21 protein-coding genes and 4 pseudogenes are annotated in these 23,107 nt (G+C 28.9%); 4 read left to right on the top strand and 21 right to left on the bottom strand.

Features of this window, described 5'->3' with window-relative positions:
• The 3 genes and pseudogenes from H2277_RS06410 to H2277_RS06400 all read right to left on the bottom strand — a co-directional run.
• A pseudogene (locus H2277_RS06410) lies at positions 1–1,364 on the bottom strand (hypothetical protein); the annotation flags it as partial.
• A 416-nt stretch (positions 1,365–1,780) separates the two neighbouring features.
• Complete coding sequence (locus tag H2277_RS06405) at positions 1,781–2,548, bottom strand: prepilin-type N-terminal cleavage/methylation domain-containing protein (RefSeq protein WP_337201515.1); 768 nt, start codon at positions 2,546–2,548, stop codon at positions 1,781–1,783.
• The gene (locus tag H2277_RS06400) at positions 2,514–3,737 is read right to left on the bottom strand and encodes a hypothetical protein (protein WP_337201514.1); all 1,224 of its coding nucleotides are present in this window, start codon (positions 3,735–3,737) and stop codon (positions 2,514–2,516) included. The genes H2277_RS06405 and H2277_RS06400 overlap by 35 nt, the downstream gene beginning before the upstream one ends.
• Before the next feature lie 108 nt (positions 3,738–3,845).
• Between H2277_RS06400 and H2277_RS06395 the strand changes: the two genes are divergently transcribed.
• The gene (locus H2277_RS06395) at positions 3,846–4,430 is read left to right on the top strand and encodes a YigZ family protein (RefSeq protein WP_337201513.1); all 585 of its coding nucleotides are present in this window, start codon (positions 3,846–3,848) and stop codon (positions 4,428–4,430) included.
• Between the two features lie 22 nt (positions 4,431–4,452).
• On the opposite strand, the gene H2277_RS06390 is transcribed toward H2277_RS06395, so the two are convergent.
• The 8 genes and pseudogenes from H2277_RS06390 to H2277_RS06355 form a co-directional block, all read right to left on the bottom strand.
• Positions 4,453–4,815, bottom strand: coding sequence for a hypothetical protein (locus tag H2277_RS06390; protein ID WP_337201512.1), 363 nt, complete (start codon positions 4,813–4,815; stop codon positions 4,453–4,455).
• 59 nt (positions 4,816–4,874) lie between these two features.
• Positions 4,875–5,210 carry a hypothetical protein gene (locus H2277_RS06385; protein ID WP_337201517.1) on the bottom strand — a complete coding sequence of 112 codons (336 nt, stop codon included), beginning with the start codon at positions 5,208–5,210 and terminating at the stop codon, positions 4,875–4,877.
• A complete protein-coding gene (locus H2277_RS06380) occupies positions 5,200–6,777 on the bottom strand; it encodes an ABC-F family ATP-binding cassette domain-containing protein (protein ID WP_137623201.1) in 1,578 nt (525 codons plus the stop codon). Before H2277_RS06380 ends, H2277_RS06385 begins: the two co-directional genes overlap by 11 nt.
• Before the next feature lie 120 nt (positions 6,778–6,897).
• A complete protein-coding gene (locus H2277_RS06375) occupies positions 6,898–7,272 on the bottom strand; it encodes a hypothetical protein (RefSeq protein WP_337201511.1) in 375 nt (124 codons plus the stop codon).
• Between the two features lie 22 nt (positions 7,273–7,294).
• Positions 7,295–7,690, bottom strand: coding sequence for a hypothetical protein (locus H2277_RS06370; RefSeq protein ID WP_337201510.1), 396 nt, complete (start codon positions 7,688–7,690; stop codon positions 7,295–7,297).
• 12 nt (positions 7,691–7,702) lie between these two features.
• Complete coding sequence (locus H2277_RS06365; RefSeq protein ID WP_337201509.1) at positions 7,703–8,317, bottom strand: toxin-antitoxin system YwqK family antitoxin; 615 nt, start codon at positions 8,315–8,317, stop codon at positions 7,703–7,705.
• Entirely contained in the window at positions 8,314–8,547 is a 234-nt protein-coding gene (locus H2277_RS06360) for a superinfection immunity protein (protein ID WP_212741633.1), read from the bottom strand. Before H2277_RS06360 ends, H2277_RS06365 begins: the two co-directional genes overlap by 4 nt.
• 60 nt (positions 8,548–8,607) lie before the next feature.
• Positions 8,608–9,029 (bottom strand): annotated as a pseudogene (locus tag H2277_RS06355) (hypothetical protein).
• Positions 9,030–9,192: 163 nt separating this feature from the next.
• On the opposite strand from H2277_RS06355, the gene H2277_RS06350 reads away from it, so the two are divergent.
• A complete protein-coding gene (locus tag H2277_RS06350) occupies positions 9,193–9,408 on the top strand; it encodes a transcriptional regulator (protein WP_337195262.1) in 216 nt (71 codons plus the stop codon).
• A 55-nt stretch (positions 9,409–9,463) separates the two neighbouring features.
• Positions 9,464–10,417: a hypothetical protein gene (locus tag H2277_RS06345; RefSeq protein ID WP_337201508.1), complete on the top strand. Its 954-nt coding sequence runs from the start codon at positions 9,464–9,466 to the stop codon at positions 10,415–10,417.
• 8 nt (positions 10,418–10,425) lie between these two features.
• On the opposite strand, the gene H2277_RS06340 is transcribed toward H2277_RS06345, so the two are convergent.
• The gene (locus H2277_RS06340) at positions 10,426–10,998 is read right to left on the bottom strand and encodes a YceI family protein (RefSeq protein ID WP_337201507.1); all 573 of its coding nucleotides are present in this window, start codon (positions 10,996–10,998) and stop codon (positions 10,426–10,428) included.
• Positions 10,999–11,065: 67 nt separating this feature from the next.
• On the bottom strand, positions 11,066–11,428 hold the full coding sequence (locus tag H2277_RS06335) for an HIT family protein (RefSeq protein WP_337201505.1): 363 nt from the start codon (positions 11,426–11,428) through the stop codon (positions 11,066–11,068).
• A 101-nt stretch (positions 11,429–11,529) separates the two neighbouring features.
• On the opposite strand from H2277_RS06335, the gene H2277_RS06330 reads away from it, so the two are divergent.
• Positions 11,530–12,207 carry a putative metalloprotease CJM1_0395 family protein gene (locus H2277_RS06330; RefSeq protein WP_337201504.1) on the top strand — a complete coding sequence of 226 codons (678 nt, stop codon included), beginning with the start codon at positions 11,530–11,532 and terminating at the stop codon, positions 12,205–12,207.
• 67 nt (positions 12,208–12,274) lie between these two features.
• Here H2277_RS06330 and H2277_RS06325 read toward each other — a convergent pair whose 3' ends face one another.
• The 8 genes and pseudogenes from H2277_RS06325 to H2277_RS06290 all read right to left on the bottom strand — a co-directional run bounded on the left by H2277_RS06325 (position 12,275) and on the right by H2277_RS06290 (position 23,049).
• A complete protein-coding gene (locus tag H2277_RS06325) occupies positions 12,275–13,996 on the bottom strand; it encodes a GMC family oxidoreductase (RefSeq protein ID WP_337201503.1) in 1,722 nt (573 codons plus the stop codon).
• Position 13,997: 1 nt separating this feature from the next.
• Positions 13,998–14,726, bottom strand: a complete 729-nt coding sequence (locus tag H2277_RS06320; RefSeq protein ID WP_337201502.1) for a gluconate 2-dehydrogenase subunit 3 family protein — start codon at positions 14,724–14,726, stop codon at positions 13,998–14,000.
• A gap of 116 nt (positions 14,727–14,842) precedes the next feature.
• Positions 14,843–15,553 carry a tetratricopeptide repeat protein gene (locus tag H2277_RS06315; protein WP_337201501.1) on the bottom strand — a complete coding sequence of 237 codons (711 nt, stop codon included), beginning with the start codon at positions 15,551–15,553 and terminating at the stop codon, positions 14,843–14,845.
• Between the two features lie 2 nt (positions 15,554–15,555).
• Positions 15,556–17,381, bottom strand: a pseudogene (locus H2277_RS06310) (dynamin family protein).
• On the bottom strand, positions 17,371–19,551 hold the full coding sequence (locus tag H2277_RS06305; RefSeq protein ID WP_337201500.1) for a dynamin family protein: 2,181 nt from the start codon (positions 19,549–19,551) through the stop codon (positions 17,371–17,373). The pseudogene H2277_RS06310 and the gene H2277_RS06305 overlap by 11 nt, the downstream one beginning before the upstream one ends.
• 27 nt (positions 19,552–19,578) lie before the next feature.
• Positions 19,579–20,304, bottom strand: a complete 726-nt coding sequence (locus H2277_RS06300) for a fumarate reductase iron-sulfur subunit (RefSeq protein ID WP_137623213.1) — start codon at positions 20,302–20,304, stop codon at positions 19,579–19,581.
• Entirely contained in the window at positions 20,297–22,288 is a 1,992-nt protein-coding gene (locus tag H2277_RS06295) for a fumarate reductase flavoprotein subunit (RefSeq protein ID WP_337201499.1), read from the bottom strand. The genes H2277_RS06300 and H2277_RS06295 overlap by 8 nt, the downstream gene beginning before the upstream one ends.
• Positions 22,272–23,049: pseudogene (locus H2277_RS06290) on the bottom strand (fumarate reductase cytochrome b subunit). Before H2277_RS06290 ends, H2277_RS06295 begins: the two are co-directional and overlap by 17 nt.
• Positions 23,050–23,107 lie beyond the last annotated feature (58 nt).

Raw genomic sequence — 23,107 nt, 5'->3', positions numbered from 1 at the left:
CGAGCACCTTGAAGCAATGCTCCACTTTTTACATCAATACCTTTAACTTTAATATCTTTATCACTTCCATCTATATGGAGTCCATCATTGCCTGCTTTAATAACGCTACTAGATTCAAGGTTGATTTGGCCAACCTCTATAAGATCACCGGCAGGAGGAGCTATATAAAAAGACAAACCGTTTAATTTAGCTTCTATCGTTCCTTTATTGTTTAAAGTTTCTATTTTACTTCCTGATTCTATAGCTATACCATTACTTTCGCTTTTTAAAAGTCCTTCATTAGTAAAAGTTTTAACAAGACTTTGCCCATCTTCTTCTAAATTTTGAAGTGATAAAGCCGCAGTATTTTTATAACTTGAAGTTCCTATTATGGTACCTTTATTGATAAAACTATCTACAGTACCAGCAAATAAGCTTACACCATTATTTCCAGAAATAATACCTTCATTAGTAAAAGTTTTTATGTGAGATTTTTGTATATAAAGTCCCGCCAATCCAATCTTATCATTATCTTTTATTTTACTTTCTATAGTGCCTTTGTTTGTAAAATTTTCTATAGTTGATTGTTCATACAAAACAACACCGCTCCAATTTTCAGATTGAATTACACCATCATTTGAAAAATCAGTAATTGTTATTTTCGACATATTAATACCTTCAGCACCACCTTTAATCGTTCCGGTATTTTTTAAGGTATCGATTGTATTATTACTAGCATTATTAAAAAGTTTTAACCCAACACCTTTTCCTTCTATGGTTCCACTATTAGTTAAAGTTTTTATAGTTGAATTTTCAAAAAGTATACCATCACCTTTACCGCTAATTAATCCATTTTTTTCATTAGTAAAATTATCTATAGTTCCATTTTTAAGAAGTATACCGTTTGTATTTTTTCCTGTGCTTTGTATGGTACCGCTATTTTCAAAGGTTTTTATATGATTTGTTCCACTATTTATTTCAAGACCAGACCAGCTACCAGAAATAAGTCCACTATTTTTAAAATTATCTATAGTAGCTCCATGAAATTTTATAGCTTCTTGGCTGCTATTATTTTGGATAGTTCCTTGATTGTCAAAATTTTGAAGCGATGAGTTATTATTAAATGTTACAGAAGTACCATTTGTTATAACCGAACCACCACTTTCAATAGTTAATTTTACATTATCTTTATCACTTACAGTGATTGCAGTATTTTGTGTGCTACTTACCGTTCCACAAGTTGTATCATTACAACCACCGCCATTAATTTTAGCATCAGCACAAGTGCTTAAAACAGAAACTGTTGCTAAAGAAAATAAGAATTTTTTAGAAATAGATTGGCTTTTAATTTTTTTTGTTTTTTTAGATAAATTTTTATTTTTCATAAAATCCTTTCTTAGGTTAAAAATCATTTCTAAATATTTATTTAAGAAATAATTTATATTATTAAAAAGCAATGTAATCATTGCAACTTGATTTAATTTTAGAAAGGTTAAAGCTAAAATTATAGGGATTGTTTACTAGCTTTAACCTCTGGTTTAAAAGATGTTCTATGTTTTATTTTTAAAAATAATTAAAATTATAATTAAAAATAATTGTAATTATAATAAAATATAACTAAAATTATCAAATTAAAATTTTTTATTATTATTGATAAATAAATTTTATTATTTTTTAGAAAAGTGTTTTAGTAGTGGATGTATTTTTAAATCATCTATAAAAAGTAAAGATTTTAATTTTTATAGATGTGATTAAAATAATGCAAAAGCTAATTTGTGACATTATCTAAAATTTATTTTAACTAAATTTTAGAACACTCAGTTGTTTTTCCATTGTAGATCAGTGATTGCTGATTAAAATTGCTAAATTTGGGAATATGAGCATATCCACTTAGAGGATCAATCACTATGCAAATTTGACGTTTATATTTGGAGGTTAAGCGAATGATGCAATTTTTGCCACTTTTTGCTAAATTTTTATCATAGAGACTTTTAGAATTTTTAAGCGGAGAATATAATCTTCCCATTTCATCAAAAACAATTCTTGTCGAACCGCTGCAAGATCCTTTAAATTCAACTTTTTCTATATCGAAAGTTTTAAAAATATTAAATCTTTTGGTTGCTTTTTCATCATCCTTATCGATCACTCCGCTTTGTCCTGAATTCATGAGTTTTTTAGGATTTAAGATATCTATGGCGATTTCTCTATCGATATTGATATCTGTTTTACCTAAATTTGCATTGCCATCGCCATTTTTATCTAAAAAAATAGTATAAGTTTGCTCATAATCAGTCGCTGCAGATTTGATAAAATAGAGTTGCCACCTGCTTTTATACCATTCTCTTTTGGCCACCGCTAGATCTGAATTTCTAAAGCTTTCTTGTATCATGGCTAAATTTCTAAGATAATTGATATCATTAAGGATTTGTTTTGCGCCCAAAATCGATCTGTCTTGTTTTATATTGATTTTAGCTATAGAAATAACAATGCCTAAAATAAAAATAATCAAAACAAGTTCTAAAAGAGTAAAAGCCTTACTTAAAGCTTTTGATTTGATATTTTTTTTCAAATTTACCTAACTTGACTTTGATTATTTTTTGATTTTTATCATCTTCTTTATCATTTTTTATAGCACTCAAATAAAAAGTATTGCTATCTTTAATCCCATAAAATTTTAATCTTTTTTGTAAGGCATCAGAAACTCTGATCGCAAAAATATTTTGCTTTTTTAATTCTTGACTTAATTCTTTAGCAAAATGGTAATTGTTTGCAAAATTTCTTTTAGGATTTGAAACTATATAATACAAAAATTGATTTCCTATAATAACAAAATAACAAAATAACAAAAAAATAACTGTGCATTCTATAAAAATTTTATATTTCAATCTAAACACAGGCAATCTTACGCGATAGCTTTCCATAAAAGTTTTTATCATCAAAGGAGTGCAAATGACACAAAATGGAAGAAAATCTTCCAAATAAAGTTTTTGCCTTAAAGAAAGCAAGGAGCAAAAAATAAAAGTAATACTCATTAGAAACCAAAGTAAACTTTTTTTCTCTCTAAACATCAAACGATAAATAACATAAAAAAAATAAATAAAAACAAGCGGAGAAAAACAAGCGGAGAAAATTCCTAAAGTATCCAAAAAATATCCTCTTGGACGTCCGCTTATATCAAAACCATAAAAACTGATATTGATTCCAAAAAGTATCAAAGATAAATTCAATAAAAGAAAATCTTTTTTATAAATTCCGAAAAAGAAAAAGGTTAAAAATAAAATATTAAATGATTTATCCACGCACAAAGAAAGGATTAAAAGAAGATAAAAAAGCCATTTTTTTTCATACTCGTAAGCACAAAGTATTGCTAATGTTAAAAAAATAACTATAGCAGCCTCATTGACCAATAAAGCACTCGCAACAGTCCCAGGAAGTAAAATAAAAAGTAAAAGTGAAAGAAAGGTATCAAGAGGTGTTTTGGTATATTTTTGTGCTAATTTATAAAGTAAAAAACAACTTAAAAAATGAAAAAACAAAATAGGAAATCTTAAGCCAAAATCATTTTGACCCAAAATAAAAGTTCCAAAATGAGTCAGATAATAAAGCAAATCATGCGAAAAAAATAAAAGAGAATTTCTTTCTCCAAAATAAATTTCAGCCTCATCACTACTGATACTTAAAGTAGAAATTCCATAAAAAAGGGCTAAAAAATCAAAGATCAATAAAATAATAAAATGCGTTTTTTTGACTTTTTTCATGAATTTAATTCTAGCAAATTAATCTTAAATTATAAATTTAGCTTAAAATTGATACTATGTTTATTTTAATCGAGCTATATATAAATTTTTAATTCACCTAAGGTTAAAATGCAAATTGTCACTCAAATTTATACAAGCAGTATTGAAATCAAAAAATCCACTTTTTTAGCTTTTCTTTGTCCTTATGAGCATTTTAAAACACTTTTAAGCAATTTAAAACAAGAACACCCAAAAGCTGTGCATTTTGTCTATGCTTATAGATATTTAAATGATTTTAATCAAATCGTAGAAGATAAAAGCGATGATGGCGAACCTAAAGGAACCTCTGGAATGCCCTCTTTAAATGTTTTAAGAGGTTTTGATCTGATCAATACAGCTGTCATTGTAGTGAGATATTTTGGCGGGATAAAACTTGGCACAGGAGGACTTGTAAGGGCATATAGTGATGCTGTTAATGAAGTGATCTGTCATTCAACTTTAATGCCTTTTGAAATTAAAGAAAAAATTGAAATTGTTATCAATATAAAAAATCTTGGGCGCTTGGAGCATTTTTTAAATTCAAACACTTTAAAATTTCAACGCGATTTTATAGATGAAAGAGTGATTTTGAGTTTCTATGTTAATAAAAATGAAAAAGAAAAATTTGAAGTATTTTGTAAAAATTTTACACCTCTAGAAATACAAAGACAGTAAAGCCCCATAAATGGGACTTTGATTAAATTGCACTTAATAAATCATTCAAAAGAGAGCTATTCTTTTGTTCATTCTGATTTAAAAGATCATTATGCACACTTGCACTTTGAGATCTTAAAGAAAGATCCCCTTCATTTTGCCTAAAACGATAAGCATAAACATTTGAATTTTGAGCGTATGTGCTTAAAGAATGATTTGAATTTGAATTCTCATTGTTTATTTTAGAATCCAAATTCTGCGAATTTTCATTCTCACTTAATCTGTCTAAAAGACTTGTGAAATCAGAATTAGAAGAATAATCCTCAACTTCTTTATCCACTTTTTTATACTGACCACTGATAGCATCGTATTCATACGAGCTTATGGTTTTGTAACTTACTTGCATAACTTTCTCCTTTCAAAATATGCAAAAATTATGCAAGCAAAAATCGTTCCTTTTAAAGATTAATCGTGATGAGTTGGGACATATTCCACGTCAATTTCGCGATTTGCTATGAAATTTTCTTTAGCTTTTTTGCAGTTTTCATCACGCATTTTTCGGTATTCATTGCGTATAGTAATTTCTTTATCGCTTAAAGGTCTATCCTCTAAAAAACTGATATGAAAATAGGTATCATCGGGCTTAGAATAAGCCTTATAAAAATCAATATAATCAAAATAATCTTTCCCGTTATCAAATTCTACAACTTCTTCGATATAAATAGTCGGACCAAAACCTTTATGATTTTGAGTAAAATGCCCAAAACCTGCACTGTATTGAATTCTAAATTTAGCCATTATTTTCTCCTAAAAATTCTTCATAATTTCCTCTAAAGTCCAAAAGTTTTCCATCTTTTAATTCCCAAATACGATTAGCAAAAGAACTGATGAGTTCTCTATCGTGACTCACACAAAGTACCACGCCTTGAAAATTATACAAAGCCTCTCCTAAAGCAATAATACTTTCAAGATCAAGATGGTTATCAGGTTCATCTAAAAGTAAAAAATTTGGACGCTCTAACATAAGACGAGAAAGCATTAAGCGATGTTTTTCACCTCCACTTAAATTTGCGGCCATTTTTTCTTGATCGCTTCCACTAAAAAGCATTCTTCCTAAACACTTTCTAATCTCATCTAAATCTTTAAATTTTTCACTCATAAGCCATTCATAAAGCTTTAAATTTTCATTGATAATATTGCTTGTATCTTGTGGAAAATATCCAAGCTCTATAGTTGCACCTAAATGTAAATTACCGCTATCTGGAGTGATGGCATTTGCAATGATTTTTGCCAAAGTTGATTTACCCACGCCATTTGCTCCGATTAAAGCAATTTTATCATTTTTTTCTATCTTAAGTTCCAAATTTGAAAATAAACTATGTTCATAAGCTTTAGAAATTCCCTTAAGCTCTAAAACTTCATTGCCAATCTCTCTTCCTAAACGAAAAACGATACTAGGATCCCTGCGACTTGAAATTTTAATTTCCTCAAGCTCTAATTTTTCGAGTGCCTTAGCCCTACTTGTGGCCTGTTTTGCCTTGGATGCATTTGCGCTAAAACGGCGGATAAAATTTTCTAATTCTTCTCTTTCTTTTAAAGTTTTATCGCGTTTAAGTTCAGCTTGTTTTGCTAAAAGCGTCGAAGCCATATACCAATCATCGTAATTTCCGGCAAAATCTCGAATTTGCTTAAAATCAACATCTAAAATTCTTGTGCAAATTTTATTAAGAAAATGCCTATCGTGAGAGATCACTACCAAAGTTCCCTCGTGTCTTAAAAGTTCATTTTCAAGCCAAGAAATTGCCTCTAGATCAAGATTGTTTGTAGGCTCGTCCAAAAAAAGCACATCTGCACCTAAAAATAACACTTGTGCGAGTAAAACTTTAAATTTATCCGCACTTTGCAAAGTACTCATCAAAGCATCAAAATCTTTGATTTTTAAAGAACTTAAGATTTTTTCACAACGCGTTTCACAATCGTAATTTGGATCCTCTTCAGCCGTTATCATCTCAAGTTCGCTTAAGCGTTCATTGATTTCATCGGTAAATTCTTCACTCATATAAAGCTTTTCTTTTTCTTTTAAGGCCTCATATAATCTTTTATTGGCACACATAACCGCATCTTTAATGGTGTAGTTTTCAAAAGCAAATTGATCTTGCCCTAAAACTGCGATCCTTAAACCCTCATCAAAAACAACTTCACCACTACTTGATTCTATTTCACCTGAAAGAATTTTCAAAAAAGTTGATTTTCCAGCACCATTGGCACCTATAAGTCCATATCTTTGCCCACGAACGAGTTTTAAATTGACATTTTCAAATAAAAGTTGATTTGCAAAACGCATGGTAAGATTTCTTACTTCAACCATAAAGATTCCTTAGATTTTTACTTATAAAAAATTTTGAGAAATTGTAGCAAAAAAAGCTTGATTTTAGTTTGATTGGAATTTAGAGCAATGTTTTATTGCTCTAAAATATAAATGATTGAATTAACGCATAATAATATTTGTAATTTTTACTTTATGTGAATTTAAAATTTCATATGTAATTGTAAAAAAACCTTTATCTCCCATTACTTTTGCATCTACAATCGCAAGGCATTCATTATCACGAATTTTTTCAAATGAAGATATAGAATTAATCTCTACCATAGCACCTGGGTATTCTTTAGCTTTTTCAAGATATTCTTCATAATCAACACCCATTCCTTTTAAACCGCTAGAATCATAAGCATTTTGCAAAATTTTATCCTTAAGTATATCTTTTAATTTTTGAATAATTAAAAAATTATTACACTCACCAATAGGTTGTGCGTTTAAAACCGCACAACCTAAAAACAATAATAAAATCATTTTTCGCAACATTGTTTTCCCTCTCTATCATTAATTAATTTTCTTTCATATTTGTAATTTTTATTTTATCCGAATCTAAAAATTTATAAACAATCTCTATAGAACCTTTTTCGTACTTACCTTCATCAATTCTTATTTTAACATTGACAATAGCTTTGCATGTATTTTCATCAAATTTTTCAAAGGAAGAAATAGAATCAATCTCGATATATTCTTTCATCTCATCAATAAACTCGAGATACTCGCTTTCATTAACTTCAAAATCTTCAAGTATTTCTTTTAAATTGATAGAGTTGTAAAAATTTTTTACAATTTTATCCTTAAATACATCTTTTAATTTTTGGATAATTAAAAAATTATTACACTCGCCAATAGGTTGTGCGTTTAAAACCGCACAACCTAAAAATAACAAAAAAATCATTTTTTGCAATATTATTTCCCTTTAGTTAGACTTTTGTATTAAAGCACCATTTTTAAACTCTTGCTCTTTAATAACTGCTCCATTTTCATAAGTTCTAAATACTCCATCTTTGGTGCCGTTTTTATAGCTCCCTTCACTACGCAAAGAACCATCTGCATTATAAAATTTTTGCAAACCATCTTCTTTACCTTCGTCATTATAATTTTCTTCTTTTTTTAAATTTCCATCTTCATAATACTCTTTAAAACTACCCACATATCCTTTTCCGTTGGATGAAAATTTTCCTTCAACTTGTAATTTTCCATTAGGAAAATATCCTTTAAACTCTCCAACTTTTTCGTTGTTTTTATAATTAAGTTCAGCCATAAGCTGTCCATTTTCATAATATTCTTTGCTTATTCCTTCTTTCTTTCCATTTTTATAGTTTTCTTCACTTTCTAACTGTCCTTCGGGATAAAAGGTTCTTTTTACTCCATGAATTCTTGACTCTTTATTATAAGGAATTTCTTCCTTTAAATTTCCATTGCCGTATTTTGTTTGCTGAACCCTAGCAACATCACTTGGTTGACCTGGGAAATCACTTCCGCAACCAACTAAAAATAATACTAACGCAATAAAATATAAAACTTTTTTCATTTTTTCTCCTTATTTTTTTCTTCTCTTATAATAATAGTTTGTTTTACTCCACTCACAAATGACCAAATTAAACACACTATCCAAACGATTATAGTCCAGCCTAACAAAAAATTAAGCAAAGATATAATCAACCAATTTGAATGTTTCCTGCATAAAGCTATGACTGCAGGCAACATATATAAAACTATCAGTAAAAAACCTGTAAAAGTTCCAAAATCTTCAGCATTCACAAAGTAAAATTTTCCTTTCTTTAAAAATAGAATTACTAGTTAAAAAATTTAAAACAATAATCACTGCATAAGATTAAAAATTTTGTCAAAATTTTGTTTGCGAAGTTTTTTGCCCACTAAAAACATATCCACAATCCACCAAATCCAATTTGCAAAACCAAAAATAAAATAACAAATCGCAAAAAAAGTACTTTCAAGCATAAATAAACCACAAATAAAACCAACTAGAGTAAGTCCTAAGGAACACATCCTAGTGCCATATCGCCTATCATGAAACGTCCTACTCCAAAAGCACCAAATAAAAAAGTCCCTACCCAAAAGACCAAAGCTGGACTTTTTAACCCAAGCATAGGAAGATTGCTTGCAACTTCTTGTTGTTTGCTTTCGCTTAAGCTTTCAAATTTTTCTTTTAAAGTCATAGCAGATATACCATCTTTTGGCAATTTATCCTGCACAGAAAAAAGAACATTGTTAAAATCCATAAACTAAACTCCTTAAAAATAAATAAAACTTTGGAATTATTCCACATTAAAACTTAATTATTATTGAAATATTAAATATTTTTATAATAAATAATTGAATATTTCAAATGTTTTTAATAAAGAAAAACTAATGTAGAATTTTAAAAATTTTAATAGGAATTAGATGATCAAAAAAAGCAAACGCGACATGGCGTATGAAATTGATGTTGATGTAAGCACACTATATAACTGGAGAAAATATAAACCTAATTTATATCGTATTGTCATGCTAGGATTTAAATTTGATGAACTTTTAGAAAAGCAGAAAAAAGACTACGAAGAACTCCTTCATATGGAACAAAAAATCCAAGAAGAAATCTCAAAATTTAACAAAGACTAATTTTTAAGTTTTTTTATATAAAATTCTCAATTTTTATTATTTATAAGGTTGATTGATGTTTTTTTTAGATTTTTTAAGTTATTTTAGTTTGATTTGTGAAATTTTAACGTTATTTTTAGCTTTTTATTTTAAAAATACGCGTATATTTTTTATCACTCTTGCTTTACTTGTCTTTCATTTGCCTTATTTTTTCAATAGTATATTTCAAGCTCACTTGTTTGTTTCTTTATTTTTGCCTTTGATTTTTGTTTTACTTGGAGTAAAAAAAATATCCAATAAAATTTTAGAAAAAAGCAATCTTAGCTCTTTTTTAATCATCATTTTTATAGCAATTTTAGGTTTTATCCTCCCAAATAACACTAATTTCAATGCTAGTAATTTAGACTTTCATTTAAATTTAATTTTACTTAAACCGATCAATGAACTTGCTTTTTTATTTTTTATCCTTTGTGCTTTTATCTTGATTATACAAAGCTTTAAAAGAAAAGAATATTATCTTTTGTTAGCCTTTGTTGGAGCAAATTTACAATTTTTATTTGATTTTTTTTGTAGTGTTAAATACTTTGAATTTGCTAGTTTGATTTTTTGCTTTGTTATTTTGTATCAAATATATCAAAATTTATTTTTTGATACCTTGACAAAATTGCCCAATGAAAAAAAATTGATGCATTATCTTAAAGGAAAAGATCATTACATCATCGCCTTACTTCATTTTAATGAATTACAATATACTCAAGAATCTTATGTCAAACTTATTTTAAAACAAATTGCTAAAATTTTAAAACGCTTTAAGACAAAAATTTTTATACAAAATTATGATTTTATTTTAATTTTTAATGACAAAAATACTGCTTTAAATCATCTTGCTTTTTTAGAATCGACTTTAAAAAATACAGAATTAAAATTAGAAAATGAAAGCTTTAAACCAGAATTTAAACTTATATGGGAAGAAAATAAGGATAAAAGTTTAACTTATATTTTAGAAAATCTAAGAGAAAAGCTCTCTTAGATTTAGTATTATTTTTCGTTTGCTTCAGCATCAATACTTAAAGTGATATCATCACCTAAAGTAAGCGTAGAAGTTCCGGCACCAAATTTAAATTCAGAACGCTTGATTTTTCCATTTAAAGAAAAGCCTACTTTTTCTTTGCCGTCTTTTCCTTTAGCCATACCGCCTATTTCAGTATCTAAAACCACTTCTTTTGAAACTCCAGCTATGGTTAAGATCCCTGTCATTTTTCCTTTTTCTTTACTAATTTTTTCATATTTTTTCATTACAAATGTCATATCAGGATATTTTTTTGCTTTAAAAAAGTCATCTTGTCTCAAATGATTATCTCTGGTTTGATTATCAGTATTAACAGAGGCTACTTTGATTACAGCTTCAAGTTTTTTAAATTCATAAGTTTTAGGATCAAAATCTATAACTGCGCTATAATCCTTAAAATTTCCCTTTACGTTGCTGATTTGTAAATGTTTAATTTTAAAACCAACATCTGTATGAGCTTTATCTAAAGTGTATTCTTGTGCAAATAAACCTGTACTCAAGAAAGATGCAACAACTAAAGAGCTTAGTAAAATTTTTTTCATTTTTTTCCTTTAATAATAATTTTGGTGAAAGAAATTGTATAAGAGAAAAAATAATCAATAATTAATATCAATTTAAAGTATTGAGTAAAAATTTCACAAAATCATCAAAATTTGGCAATTTTAAATCTTTCATTTCTCTTTGTTGCTTTCCCCACATGCATTCTGGAAAATAAGCATCATCTTTAAAACGGGCCATTATATGAAAATGAACTCTTGGTACATAGTTTGCAAATGAGGCTATATTGATTTTTTCTGGATTATAAAATTCAATCATAGCTTTTTCACAAAGTAAAATTTTATCAAAAAGTTCTCTTTGTAAATCACTTGGGCAATCACTTAATTCTTTATAAGGATGTTGAGTGAAAATCTTTATCCAAGGAATTTGAGATTCTTCTTTTTCTATGTAAATTAAATCGTTTTTATAAATCATTATTACGCCTTATTAAATTAAAAATCATAAAAATATTTTACAAAAATTATCAAATTTTTAAGATAAAATGGATAAAATTTAGAAAAATGTTAGGAGAATAAATGCAAATTGGCTCAAATTATGGCTCATATTATCATTTTAATCACTCTTCTAATGACTCAAAAAATAGCAATTCTATAGATGCGAAAAATAACGATGATACCTCATCTAAAGAAAATAATCAACGAGATACACAAATGATCAATGGCGTTGAACTTGACGCTAAACAAATTCAGCAACTTAGAGAACTCCAAAATATAGATAGAAATGTAAAAGCACATGAAGCCGCACATCAAGCTGCTGGTGGTGGATTAGCTGGAGCTGCAAGTTTTACCTATACTAGGGGACCTGATAATCAAATGTATGCTACAGCAGGCGAAGTTCCTATCAGCATGCAAAAAGGAAATACACCAGAAGAAACAATAGCTAATGCTCGTCAAATCGTAGCCGCAGCTATGGCTCCTGCGGATCCTAGTCCACAAGATTATAAAGTAGCGGCTAATGCTACAAAAATGGAATTTGAAGCAAGAGCTGAGGCAATGAAACTTAAAGCCGAAGAAGCTAAAGAAAAAGAAGAGGAAAATAAAGAAAAAACAGAAGAATCTAATAATACAGAATTAAAAAATTCCAAACAATCATCTACAGATGAAACAACAGATAAAAAATTTAAAAATTTCGTAGCTAAAACTTATCAACAAAACTCTCAAAATAATTATATTAATTTTAGTATTGCCTCTTAAAACTTAGTTTTAAGTTTTGCAGTAATTTAATTTCAAAATTTATAAATAGGCTTGAAAGCAAAGGCTTTCAAGCAAGAATTTTTCCACTTTTATGATATTTTAAAATTCCTTCAGCACAACGATAAGCTAGAGCCCCTACAGTATCTGTTGGATTATAGCCACTATTATGTTGGAAATTACTAGCTCCTACAACAAAAAGATTATCCGCATCCCAATGTTGCAAATAAGTATTTACTACACTGATTTCAGGACTTGCCCCCATGGTTGTTCCACCAGTATTATGAGTGGTTTGATAAGGCACAATACTATAATTTTTAAGATAAGAGCCTTTTTTAATTGATTTCACACCCTTCATTCTTTGTGCTATTTGAGCTGTTTTATCTGTAATGAATTTATGCAAAGCTCTGTCTTGATCTGTAAAATTATAAGTTAAGCGTAAAAGCGGCATTCCAAAAGCATCTTTATAAGTTGGATCCAAACTTAAATAATTATTTTTATGAGGTAAAGAAGCCCCTTGACCACCTATAAAAATATTTCTTGTAAAATTATAATTTAATGCTTTTTTAAATTCAGCACCCCAAGAAGGCGTTCCTTGAGGAACTGGAGCTGATTGTATAGGACGATTTCCTGATTGAACGCTATAAATCATAGCTCCATGTAAAAATTTTTCCTTAGAATGATCAAAATTATCTCCTATAAAATCATCACAAGTTGTTCCTAATGCACCTGATCCCATAAAAGTATTAAATTGTTCTTCAAAAAAAGCTGTTGTTCCCATATTCATTTGATAACAATAATTTTTACCTAAAGTTCCTTTGCCTGTTTTTGGATCATACTGAGATCCTATTTCACTCACCATTAAAAGCTTAGCATTATTAAATACATAGCTTGTAAGCACAACTATATCAGCAGGTTGAATATATTCTTCCATGGTTCGAGTATCTACAAATTTTACCCCTGTTACCTTGCCGTCTTTTTTTAGAATTTGTGTAACATTACTATAAGTCCGTATAGTATATTTACCTGTACTCATAGCTTTAGGAATAACCGTTGTTATAGGACTTGCCTTTGCTCCATATTCACAACCATATCTTTCACAGAAAGCACAATATTCACAAGGAGCTAATTCTTGACCATCTGGATTAGTATAGCTAGATCTTGAATTAGCTGCTGGTAATCTAAATGGATGCAAATTCATCTCTTTTGCCGCATTTTCAAAACGTTTGAGTATTTTTGTATTTTCTAAAGGTTTTTGAGGATAAGGATTTGATCTAAAAGAACCCATTTTTTCAGCAAGCGGATTAGGCTCTCCAGAAATTCCACAGGTTTTTTCAAATTTATCATAATAAGGCTCCATATCTTTATAAGTTAAGCCCCAATCTTGCAAAGTATAATCATCACCTAATTTATTTCCATATCGCTTAAAACTTCTACTTTTGATTTCAAAATCATAAGGCATAAATCTAAAAGTCCAACCATTCCAATGAACCCCAGCACCCCCAACGTTATTTCCAAGCAAAAAAGAACCCATTTTTCTATAAGGTAAAGCCAATTCTTTCAAATCATTTCTAAAAGTAACAGTATCCTTGGAGCAATCTTGCATTAAACCATAATTAATTCCATATCTCCATTCATCATGGATAAAATTAAAATTTTCAGTACTTTGCATATGTCCTCGTTCCAAACTAAGGACATTAAGTCCTGCCTTTGTTAGCTCTGCGGCTATAATACCACCTGTCCAACCTGCACCTACTGTTACCACATCTACTTTTTTTAATATTTCAGCCATTCTAATCCTCCATATCCGCTAAACCTACAGGTTCGATATTAAAAAATTCATCACTTGCAATTTTATCTATATAACTCATTTGAGCTCCAGGATACTGCATCATTCTCCAACCGTTTTTATTATCATTTCCACCATAAATTGGATCTGCTAAAACTCCTGCAATTGTCATTTCTCTTAAAAGAGTAAAAAAATAGGAAGATTTAAAACCTATGGTTTGAATTTTACCTTTTTCAAAATCTCTTAAAATTTCATCTTGTTCTTTTCCTTTAAGTAAAGAAAAAGATTTTTTATAACGTTTTTTAGCATTTGTTTCTAAAGCATGAACACCCTCTAAAAAAATATCCTTACGTTTCATAGGAGTTTGATATCCTTGCTCCTCTTTGCCATCTATAAAAGGTCCTTGCATATATTCTCTATCATTGTATCCATACGCCGATGCTAATTGATTATCAATAAAATAAGGAACACCTAGATCAATAGCTCCTTCTCCTTGCTTATCCTTAGGATAAATTCTTTCACAAGCTGCACTCAAAGTATCAAATTCAGTTTGAGTTTGAAAAAACATTCTGCCTCTAATTTTGTTTGATTTAGTTTGTAAAGATTTTGGAGAACCTGTAAGCTCTGCTGCTTTTAATACAGCACCACCACCTAAAGTACTTGCAGCTACAACAGAGCCACCCAGAAGTCCTAATTTAAAAAAACTTCTTCTATCTATAATATTATCTTGCATTTTGTTTCTCCTTTACATACGCAATTAAGATTATATTACTCTTATTAATATTAGCTAGACTTTAAATCAAAAAAATAATAAATATTATTAAAAATTGATGAAGAACTATAGAAAATTTAATAAATTTCTATAGTTTTAGAATTTAATTCTTTATAAGCAGCACAAGCTTCTTTATGTTTTTTATCACAAGCCATACCAAAATAAATTTTAGCCTTTTGCAAATCTTTTGTTTCAAGCTGGTTGTAGCGTCCAAGAAGATAACACGCTTCAGCATAGCCTAAATTGCAAGCTTTAAAATAAAAAGATAGAGAATATTTTACATTTTGCCTTACTAACTCTCCTTTTTCATATAAAAAACCCAATTTATAACAAGCAGCAGCGTCTTTTAACTGACAAGATTTTTTGTAAAAATAAGTCGCCAACTTTCCATCTTTATCTTTTTCATAAAAAAGAGCTATATTGTTACAACTTTTCACATCTCCTAAATTACATGCTTTATTAAAAGCCAAAATTGATTCATTAGCATAGCCTTGATTTTGCAAAATAAGCCCCATGTTAAAGCAAGATTCAGGCAAACCTAAATTACATGCTTTATTATAGAATTTGTAAGCAGTATTAATATCTCTTGAAACTCCTTGAGCATTTTCAAGCATATAAGCCATAGAAAAACAAGATTTTGCACTATCTTTTTCACAAAGTTTTTTAAACATATCATACGCTTTAGAAAATTTATTTTCTTCATAAAGCTGCAAGGCTCTTTCTAAATCACTAAAAGCAAAAATGAAACTGCAGCAAATTGATATTAAAATTAGAATTCTTTTTAGCATTTTTATTCCTTTAAAAGTTCGAAAGATTTAATGATTTGGTTTTTTCTTTTATCAAGTTCCGTTTTTTTAAACTCTATAAAATGTTTTTTATTTTCAATTAAAATTTTATTGTCCTTAAAAAAATTCTTGATCATTTTTGTAATAGCTGGCTTATCGATCAATAAATTTTCAAATTCATAAACATTAAGCTCCTTTAAAACCCTTTCATAAATTTCACTTTTTTTAGGATAAAATAGAGCAAATTTGGAGCTATCTAACTCATAAAGAGTGCGACTTTGATTTATTTTATCACTTAAAAAGCTAAGGGTGAGTCTTGTCGCGTTTTCATAATTTGCAAAAGCTTTTAAATTGAGTTTTTCAAAAAATAAATCAAGCTCTAATGCATTTTTAAACAAAAGTCCTTTAAAGTCTTTTAAAAAATATTCTTCACTCGCATTTGAAAAAACTCTAAGCTCACTAAAATTTCTATCGCTTTGAAAAACATTATCTTTTTGAATGTTTGAAAATTCTGATTTAAAAAATAAAATTTTCTTTTCCAAAACATTTACCAAATTGACTAAATTTTCCTTAATTTGCTCAAAAGAATGATAAATTTCATTTTTAATTTTTTTAAATTCTTTATTCATAGAATCTGAATGATAAAACATCGATAAATAAGTATCATCAGTTGAAATGTAAGGTATTTTATAGGCATATTTTACGTATAAATTTTTTGTTAAAATTTTTTTTGATTTTTGATAAAAATAAGCTTCTTTTTCTTTAATACAATTAAAAATTTCATTTGAAATTTTTTCACCGATGCTTTTTAGTTGATTTAAAACTTGATGGTTTAAAATTTCAATTTCTTTTAAAAATCTTTCGTAAATGGAATTTGCATGTTCTTCATAAGTTTGAAAATTTAAGAAAAGTTGATCAAAAATATCTAAAAAAAGCTTATTTTCATTGTCTAAAATTTTACATAAATTAAATATTTTTCTTCTTGTAAATTTTTCCTTTACTTTTTGATCATCGATAGATTGTAAAAAATCAATTAAAAGTTCAAAATTAGAATGCTTATAGCTTTCTTGAAATTTAGCTTCTTTGCAAGATATAGCGATAATATCTTTAAAATATTGAGAAAAATTTTTTCTAACATAATTTAAAACATTATCCAGTTCTTGTTCATTTAATTTATCTTTTTGATTTAAAACGCAAATACTATATTCGCCCAAAATTTCCGCATTTTCTTTGATAACCTCTTCTTCGCTTTTTTTCCTGCATTATCGATTAAACTTAACCAAATAGCTGCATGGATATTTTTTAACTCACTTAATGTGGTTAAGGTGTCATTTTCGTTTGCATTCAAACCAGGAGTATCAATAAGAGTGATTTTTTTCAATAAAGGCACCGGAGCAAAAATGTGTAAATTTTTAGCCTTTTTAATCTCATTTCTTTGATCTGTATATAAAGCAAGATTTTCTATTTCAGTAATCAAATCGCTACCATCTTCAAATTCCACTCTTAAAAAGTATTCTTTTGCATAATGTAAAAAAGTTGGCTTAAAAGTTACAGGAATGACGCCTGTAGGCAAACATTCTTTTTTTAGGATCAAATTTAAAAGACTTGATTTGCCACTAGAAAATTGCCCGATAATTGCTATATTGATATTTTTATCTAATGAAAAACATAACTCTTGTAATTCTTTACTCAATTCAGGACTTGGATGCATAAAAGGTTCATTAAGATTTTGACAAATTGTTTTAATTTTTCCGCTAAAACTATCATCATAATGATTAATATAAGCTTTTTCATAAGAACTTATAAAATCATTTAAAATATTAATTTGCATGCAAAAGATCCATTCTAAGCTGTTTTAATTTAGCAATATTTTGCAAATTATCTTCAAAAGAAGTAAGTATGTTGCTATTTTTATCGTTGATTTTATCCATTAAATCTTCAATATTTTTTAGCTTTTCTTTTTGAATTTCTTCATAATCTTGAAGTTTTTGATCTAAAAAATGAAAAAATGCTCCATTGATATCAAGACTTTGCAAAACGCTTTCAAAATTGAAATTTTGAAAAATAGTATTAATGCTTTGAGTCAATTTGATCTCAAGATCAAATAAATCAATATTTTGACTCATAATATTTTCAATTTCAAGTTTTAGTAATATTATTTTTTCATCATTAAAAATACTTTCTATATCTTTAGAAATTTTATCTTTAAAATTTTCAAAATCATCGCTAAAATTTTCTTTTAAAAAATCATATTTCAAAGACAGATGAAGTTTTAATTCTTCAATTTTTTTCATATTTTTAAATTTAACTTCTCTTAAGATATCGCTTATACCATCTTTAATCGTTGTATCTATGATCATTAAAATACGTTTTATATCAACTTTTTGAGATTTATTTTTAAAATATTTTAATTCATCAACTAGCCTATCTTTAAGCTGTTTTGCAAGCAATAATACAAGATTATCAATCCCGCTTTCTAAATTTTTAAGTTCCAAAATGGAATTTGAAATCTCGCCTTTGGCTTCTTTTAAGATTTTTTCTTGATTTTGCATCTGAAGTAAAAATTGCTTGTTTTGTTCGTCTAAATTTTGTTCTTTTTCTTGTATAAATTTATTTTGCAATTCATATTCTTTTAAAAGATAATCTAGCTCTAGTAGCAATTCTTTTTTATAAGATTCTAAGGCAATTTTACTTTTTTCTCCAGAATAAAGCTCATTAAATAAATAATTTTCAAATTCTTTCATTCCGCTTTTTTCAAGACTTTCCTCACTTGCAAGATTTTTATAAAAATCATTGGCCATTTTCGCACTTACTGATAAAAAGTCAATCTTTGCGACTAAATTTTCATCTTTAAGCTTTTCTTTGAGAACCTTTTTAATATAATTTTTCACCTCATCAAGCTCTTGTTTTTTTAGCAGATCAGCTTTTGTTAAGATGATTAAAAATTTACTCAAACGCGAATTTAATAAACAATGAGTTAAAAACTCGATATCTTTTTGAGTTAATGCTTGTGAAGCATTCATAAGATGGATTAAAAAATCACTCTCTTTTAAATATTCATTTGTCAAAATTTCTCTTTGAATAACCACATCATCAAGCCCAGGAGTATCAACAATGCAAACATTGTTTTTTAAAAATTCCAAATCGCTTTTAATCTCTATTTTTTTAATCAAAGCCGAAATATTATTTTTAGCAGAACTAAAATTTTTTAAATCTTCTAAATTAATTTTTTGACTTAAGGCCTCATCTTTTATATATTTATCAATATCAAGCTCTAAAACTAAACGATCAAAAAAAGCTTTTAATTCTTCATTAAAGCTAGAAGTTTTTAATATATTTTGCCACTCATATTTATCCCAAAAATAAATCATAACTTCTTTATTTGCACCATAACTTATAAGAGTTAAATTAGCCGTTTCTGGAATATTTGATACCCCTAAAATATCTTTTTTTAAAAGAGCATTTAAAAAACTAGATTTCCCTGAATTCATAATTCCAGTCACTGCGATATTAAAATCTAATTTTTTAAATTTATCTATTTTTTTATGAAGTCTTATTTTTACATTCTCATCAAAACTTAATTTATAAAGCTCTAAAGCAATAATATCTAATTGATCACATTTTTTTAAAAAAAGTTCTTTTTTATCTACAACTTTTATTTCCATTTTTTCAATGAAATTAAAAACTTCACAATTATCTGAAATTTTTTGCAAAATTTGTAAAGCATCTAATAATTCTTGCTTTTTAATCCATCCTGATTTAAAAAGATTGATTGCGCAAATTTGAGCCTTTTGAACACTAAAAATATCGACTCTTAAATGAATTTTTTCAAAAATAATTCTAAATTCATTTAAAAGAAAATATCTTTCATAATTTTCTTGATTTACGCTTAAAATGATAGCAAGTTCTGATACATCTAAAATATTTTTATTGGTAAAATTAAGATTAAAATCCAAAAATTGAAGTTTATTTTTCCAAATTTTTTGAAGCAAATCTTTCATGTTTTCCCCTTAAAAAAGGGGAAGTTTTTATTTGTTCTTTTGAGCAACAAGTTGTCTTCTCATGTAAGCGATTTTACTTTGCAAAGGTAAATCTTTAGGGCAATTATCCTCACAAGCAAGCAAAGACATACATCCAAAAACACCATCATCATCGCCCACTAATTCATAAAAATCTTCTATGCTTCTATGATCATGTGGATCTTGTAAATATCTTGCAGTTCTTAAAAGTCCTGTAGCTCCTATAAAATCAGGTCTCATAAGCTTAGTTGCACATGAAGCAACACAAATTCCACATTCTATACAACGATCAAGTTCGAAAGTTTCATCTGCAACTTCAGGCTCTATGCGTTCTTCTAGTGCTGAAATATCGGTTTCTTTTTCATTATGAACCCAGCTTTCAACACGCTTACACATACCTTCAAACCATTCTCCAGTATTTACACTCAAATCTTTAATATGTCTAAACGCTGGCATAGGCATAAGCTCAATAACGCCATCTTCATAATCTTTTGTTAAAGTCTTACAAGCAAGTTTTGGTACACCATTGATCATCATAGCACAAGATCCACAAATTCCCGCACGACAAACAAAATCAAAACTAAGATCAGCATCCATTTTTTCGCGAATCAAAGTCAAGCATACAAAAACAGTCATAAAAGGAGTTTCTTCAAGCTCATAAGTTACAAAATGTGGTTTTGAAATTTTGCTTAAAGGATTATACTTAAATGCTTTTATAGTTAATTTTCTACTCATAATCCACTCCTATTCTTTGATTTGGTTTTTTAAATTTTGCTTGAAGTTCATAAGGCATTAAAGCATCTTGAATTTCATAACGACTTTTGCCTTCTGCTTCCATTTTTTCACGGATTGCATCCACTTCAGCTTGGCGTTTTTCACTTAAAGGATTTTCGATGATATTACCTTTTGCTCCATATCCACGGAATGCTGGTGGCATTTCCATTTTCATGATATCAAGATCTTCATATTCTACACGTGGCAAAGTTTCGCCTTCAACCCAATAAGTATTTGTTCTTTTCATCCAATTTAAATCATCTCTTTTTGGATAATCTTCCCTATAATGCGCTCCACGACTTTCTGTTCTTAAAAGTGCTCCATAAGCAACACAAAGTGCAATTTTTAACATTCTAGGAACTCTATACGCTTCTTCAAGTTCTGGATTAGCACAATCAAGCTCTTTACAATGTACTTTCACATCTAAAGAATCTTTATAAAGTTTTTCTAATTCATCAACAGCTTCTTTAAGCCCTTCTCCATTTCTGAAAATAGCTACTTTATCCCACATGATCTCTTTCATTCTGTTTTTGATTTCAAAAACATCATGTTTGCCTTCTTTATCCACTAAAGATTTAAGATAATGATATTCTTTGCTTAAGAATTCTTTAACAACATTTGTATCAACAACTTCTCCGTTATTTTTACAATATTGTGCAAAATAATCCCCTATAATCATTCCAGCAACTACAGTTTCAGCACAAGAATTTCCACCCAAACGGTTAAATCCGTGCATATCCCAACAAGCTGCTTCACCGCAAGCAAAAAGCCCGTCTAGCCATTGACTTTCACCGGTTGGTTTGGTTCTGATTCCACCCATAGAATAATGCTGCATAGGTAAAACCGGCGCCCAACCTTTTGGACCTTCATCAGCTGGATCAATTCCATTAAAAGTTTTGCAAATATCTTGCACATCGCGGAGATTTTTTTCAACATGAGCACGACCAAGTATAGAAATATCAAGCCATAAATGATCTCCATAAGGACTTTTAACACCTTTTCCTTTTCTAATGTGTTCCATCATTCTACGACTAACAACATCACGACTTGCAAGTTCTTTTTTCTCTGGCTCATAATCAGGCATGAAACGATAACCATCCACATCACGCAAAATTCCGCCATCTCCACGACAACCTTCAGTAAGCAAAATTCCACTTGGAACTATAGGAGTTGGGTGAAATTGCACTGCTTCCATATTTGAAAGTCTGCAAAGTCCCGTTTCAAGAGCTATAGCCGCACCAGTTCCTTCACAAATAACGGCATTAGTGGTTTGTTTATAAATTCTTCCATAACCCCCAGTTGCTATCATGGTTCCACGTGCGATATAAGCAATCAATTGTCCATTAGTTAAATCTCTTGCAATCACACCTAAACATTTTTTACCATCATGGATAATTCTTACCGCTTCCATTCTATCAATAATCTTAACTTGATGTTTAATAGCTTCATTTGCTACACCATAAAGCATACAATGTCCAGTTGCATCAGCTATATAACAAGTTCTCCATTTTTTAGTTCCACCAAAATCACGCGCATTAATAAGACCATGGGCTTCTTCTTTTTCTTCAATAACTGTTTTTTGCGCATTGATAACTACAGTTCTTGGTCCTTTTGTCACCCTAGTCCAAGGAACACCCCAAGCTGCAAGTTCTCTAACAGCTTTTGGAGCAGTTTGAGCAAACATTCTTGCTACTTCTTGATCACAGCCCCAATCACTTCCTTTTACCGTATCTGCAAAATGAAGATCTTCATTATCTCCTTCGCCTTTAGCACCATTTCCAAGGCTTGCTTGCATTCCCCCTTGAACAGCTGCAGAATGAGAACGTTTTACTGGGCAAATACTCAAAAGTGTCACACTTTGACCACTTTTTGCAACTTCAATTGCAGCTCTAAGGCCTGCTAAACCTCCACCTATTACCAAAGCATCACTATATTGTATATTCATAAATTTGCTCCATTATAAGTTTGTATCATTGCAATGGTTGAATTTTGATAATTTGCTAAACCAATTTTTACAAAAGCTAAAAGACTTAAAATACCTAAAGCTAAGAAAAATACACTTACAATCCATTTAGCTACTTTAAGTTTTTTTCTGCTTTCTTTTGCATTTTTTCCTTCAAACCAACCCCATTTAACACAAAGTCTATAAAGACCTATGCTACCATGAAGCTCTACACATACCAAAAGCACAGCATAAAAAAGCCACATAAAATGACTTATTACTCTATCTCCTGACATAGCATCACTGATTTTATCTGCATTCGTAATGACAAAAATAAGATGAGCAGAACCCAAAAAGAACATTAAAAATCCAGTCAATGCCTGAACCCACCAAAGCGAAGTATCACTATGTTTCATTGTTTTAGCGTGCACTCTTAAAATTTGATATTGGCGATAATTAATAGGGAATTTTCTCATAGCCAATAAAGCATGAATAAAAAATATCACTAAAACACAAGTTGCCAAAAAAGAAGTGATATAACTCATTATAGGATTATTATAAACAAATTTTAATTCTAAAAAATGAACAACAGAATTAAAAAAATCTCCGCTTACTAAAATTGTAGACACGAAAAACATATGTGCCCACATAAAAAGACCTAAAAAAAGACCTGAAGCACTTTGGATAAAATCTAATTTTGCAGGCATTTTGCTTTTTTTGCCTTCAATACTCTTACCCAAATACCCTTCGATAAGTCCGCTCATCTATACTCCTTTTATAAAAAATAAAAAAACTTTCTGATTATATTACAATAATCTTTAA

Origin of the sequence: Campylobacter sp. W0014 (assembly GCF_020135975.1) — a bacterium.
GTDB lineage: Bacteria > Campylobacterota > Campylobacteria > Campylobacterales > Campylobacteraceae > Campylobacter_D.
This window is presented reverse-complemented; position numbering and strand designations above follow the sequence as displayed.

What these genes read in the sequence shown, in the direction of transcription:
- H2277_RS06400 (WP_337201514.1), bottom strand. Translation starts at nt 3,737, where the DNA reads ATGAAAAAAGTCAAAAAAACGCATTTTATTATTTTATTGATCTTTGAT.
- H2277_RS06395 (WP_337201513.1), top strand. Translation starts at nt 3,846, where the DNA reads ATGCAAATTGTCACTCAAATTTATACAAGCAGTATTGAAATCAAAAAA.
- H2277_RS06390 (WP_337201512.1), bottom strand. Translation starts at nt 4,815, where the DNA reads ATGCAAGTAAGTTACAAAACCATAAGCTCGTATGAATACGATGCTATC.
- H2277_RS06380 (WP_137623201.1), bottom strand. Translation starts at nt 6,777, where the DNA reads ATGGTTGAAGTAAGAAATCTTACCATGCGTTTTGCAAATCAACTTTTA.
- H2277_RS06375 (WP_337201511.1), bottom strand. Translation starts at nt 7,272, where the DNA reads ATGTTGCGAAAAATGATTTTATTATTGTTTTTAGGTTGTGCGGTTTTA.
- H2277_RS06365 (WP_337201509.1), bottom strand. Translation starts at nt 8,317, where the DNA reads ATGAAAAAAGTTTTATATTTTATTGCGTTAGTATTATTTTTAGTTGGT.
- H2277_RS06350 (WP_337195262.1), top strand. Translation starts at nt 9,193, where the DNA reads ATGATCAAAAAAAGCAAACGCGACATGGCGTATGAAATTGATGTTGAT.
- H2277_RS06345 (WP_337201508.1), top strand. Translation starts at nt 9,464, where the DNA reads ATGTTTTTTTTAGATTTTTTAAGTTATTTTAGTTTGATTTGTGAAATT.
- H2277_RS06340 (WP_337201507.1), bottom strand. Translation starts at nt 10,998, where the DNA reads ATGAAAAAAATTTTACTAAGCTCTTTAGTTGTTGCATCTTTCTTGAGT.
- H2277_RS06335 (WP_337201505.1), bottom strand. Translation starts at nt 11,428, where the DNA reads ATGATTTATAAAAACGATTTAATTTACATAGAAAAAGAAGAATCTCAA.
- H2277_RS06330 (WP_337201504.1), top strand. Translation starts at nt 11,530, where the DNA reads ATGCAAATTGGCTCAAATTATGGCTCATATTATCATTTTAATCACTCT.
- H2277_RS06325 (WP_337201503.1), bottom strand. Translation starts at nt 13,996, where the DNA reads ATGGCTGAAATATTAAAAAAAGTAGATGTGGTAACAGTAGGTGCAGGT.
- H2277_RS06320 (WP_337201502.1), bottom strand. Translation starts at nt 14,726, where the DNA reads ATGCAAGATAATATTATAGATAGAAGAAGTTTTTTTAAATTAGGACTT.
- H2277_RS06315 (WP_337201501.1), bottom strand. Translation starts at nt 15,553, where the DNA reads ATGCTAAAAAGAATTCTAATTTTAATATCAATTTGCTGCAGTTTCATT.
- H2277_RS06305 (WP_337201500.1), bottom strand. Translation starts at nt 19,551, where the DNA reads ATGAAAGATTTGCTTCAAAAAATTTGGAAAAATAAACTTCAATTTTTG.
- H2277_RS06300 (WP_137623213.1), bottom strand. Translation starts at nt 20,304, where the DNA reads ATGAGTAGAAAATTAACTATAAAAGCATTTAAGTATAATCCTTTAAGC.
- H2277_RS06295 (WP_337201499.1), bottom strand. Translation starts at nt 22,288, where the DNA reads ATGAATATACAATATAGTGATGCTTTGGTAATAGGTGGAGGTTTAGCA.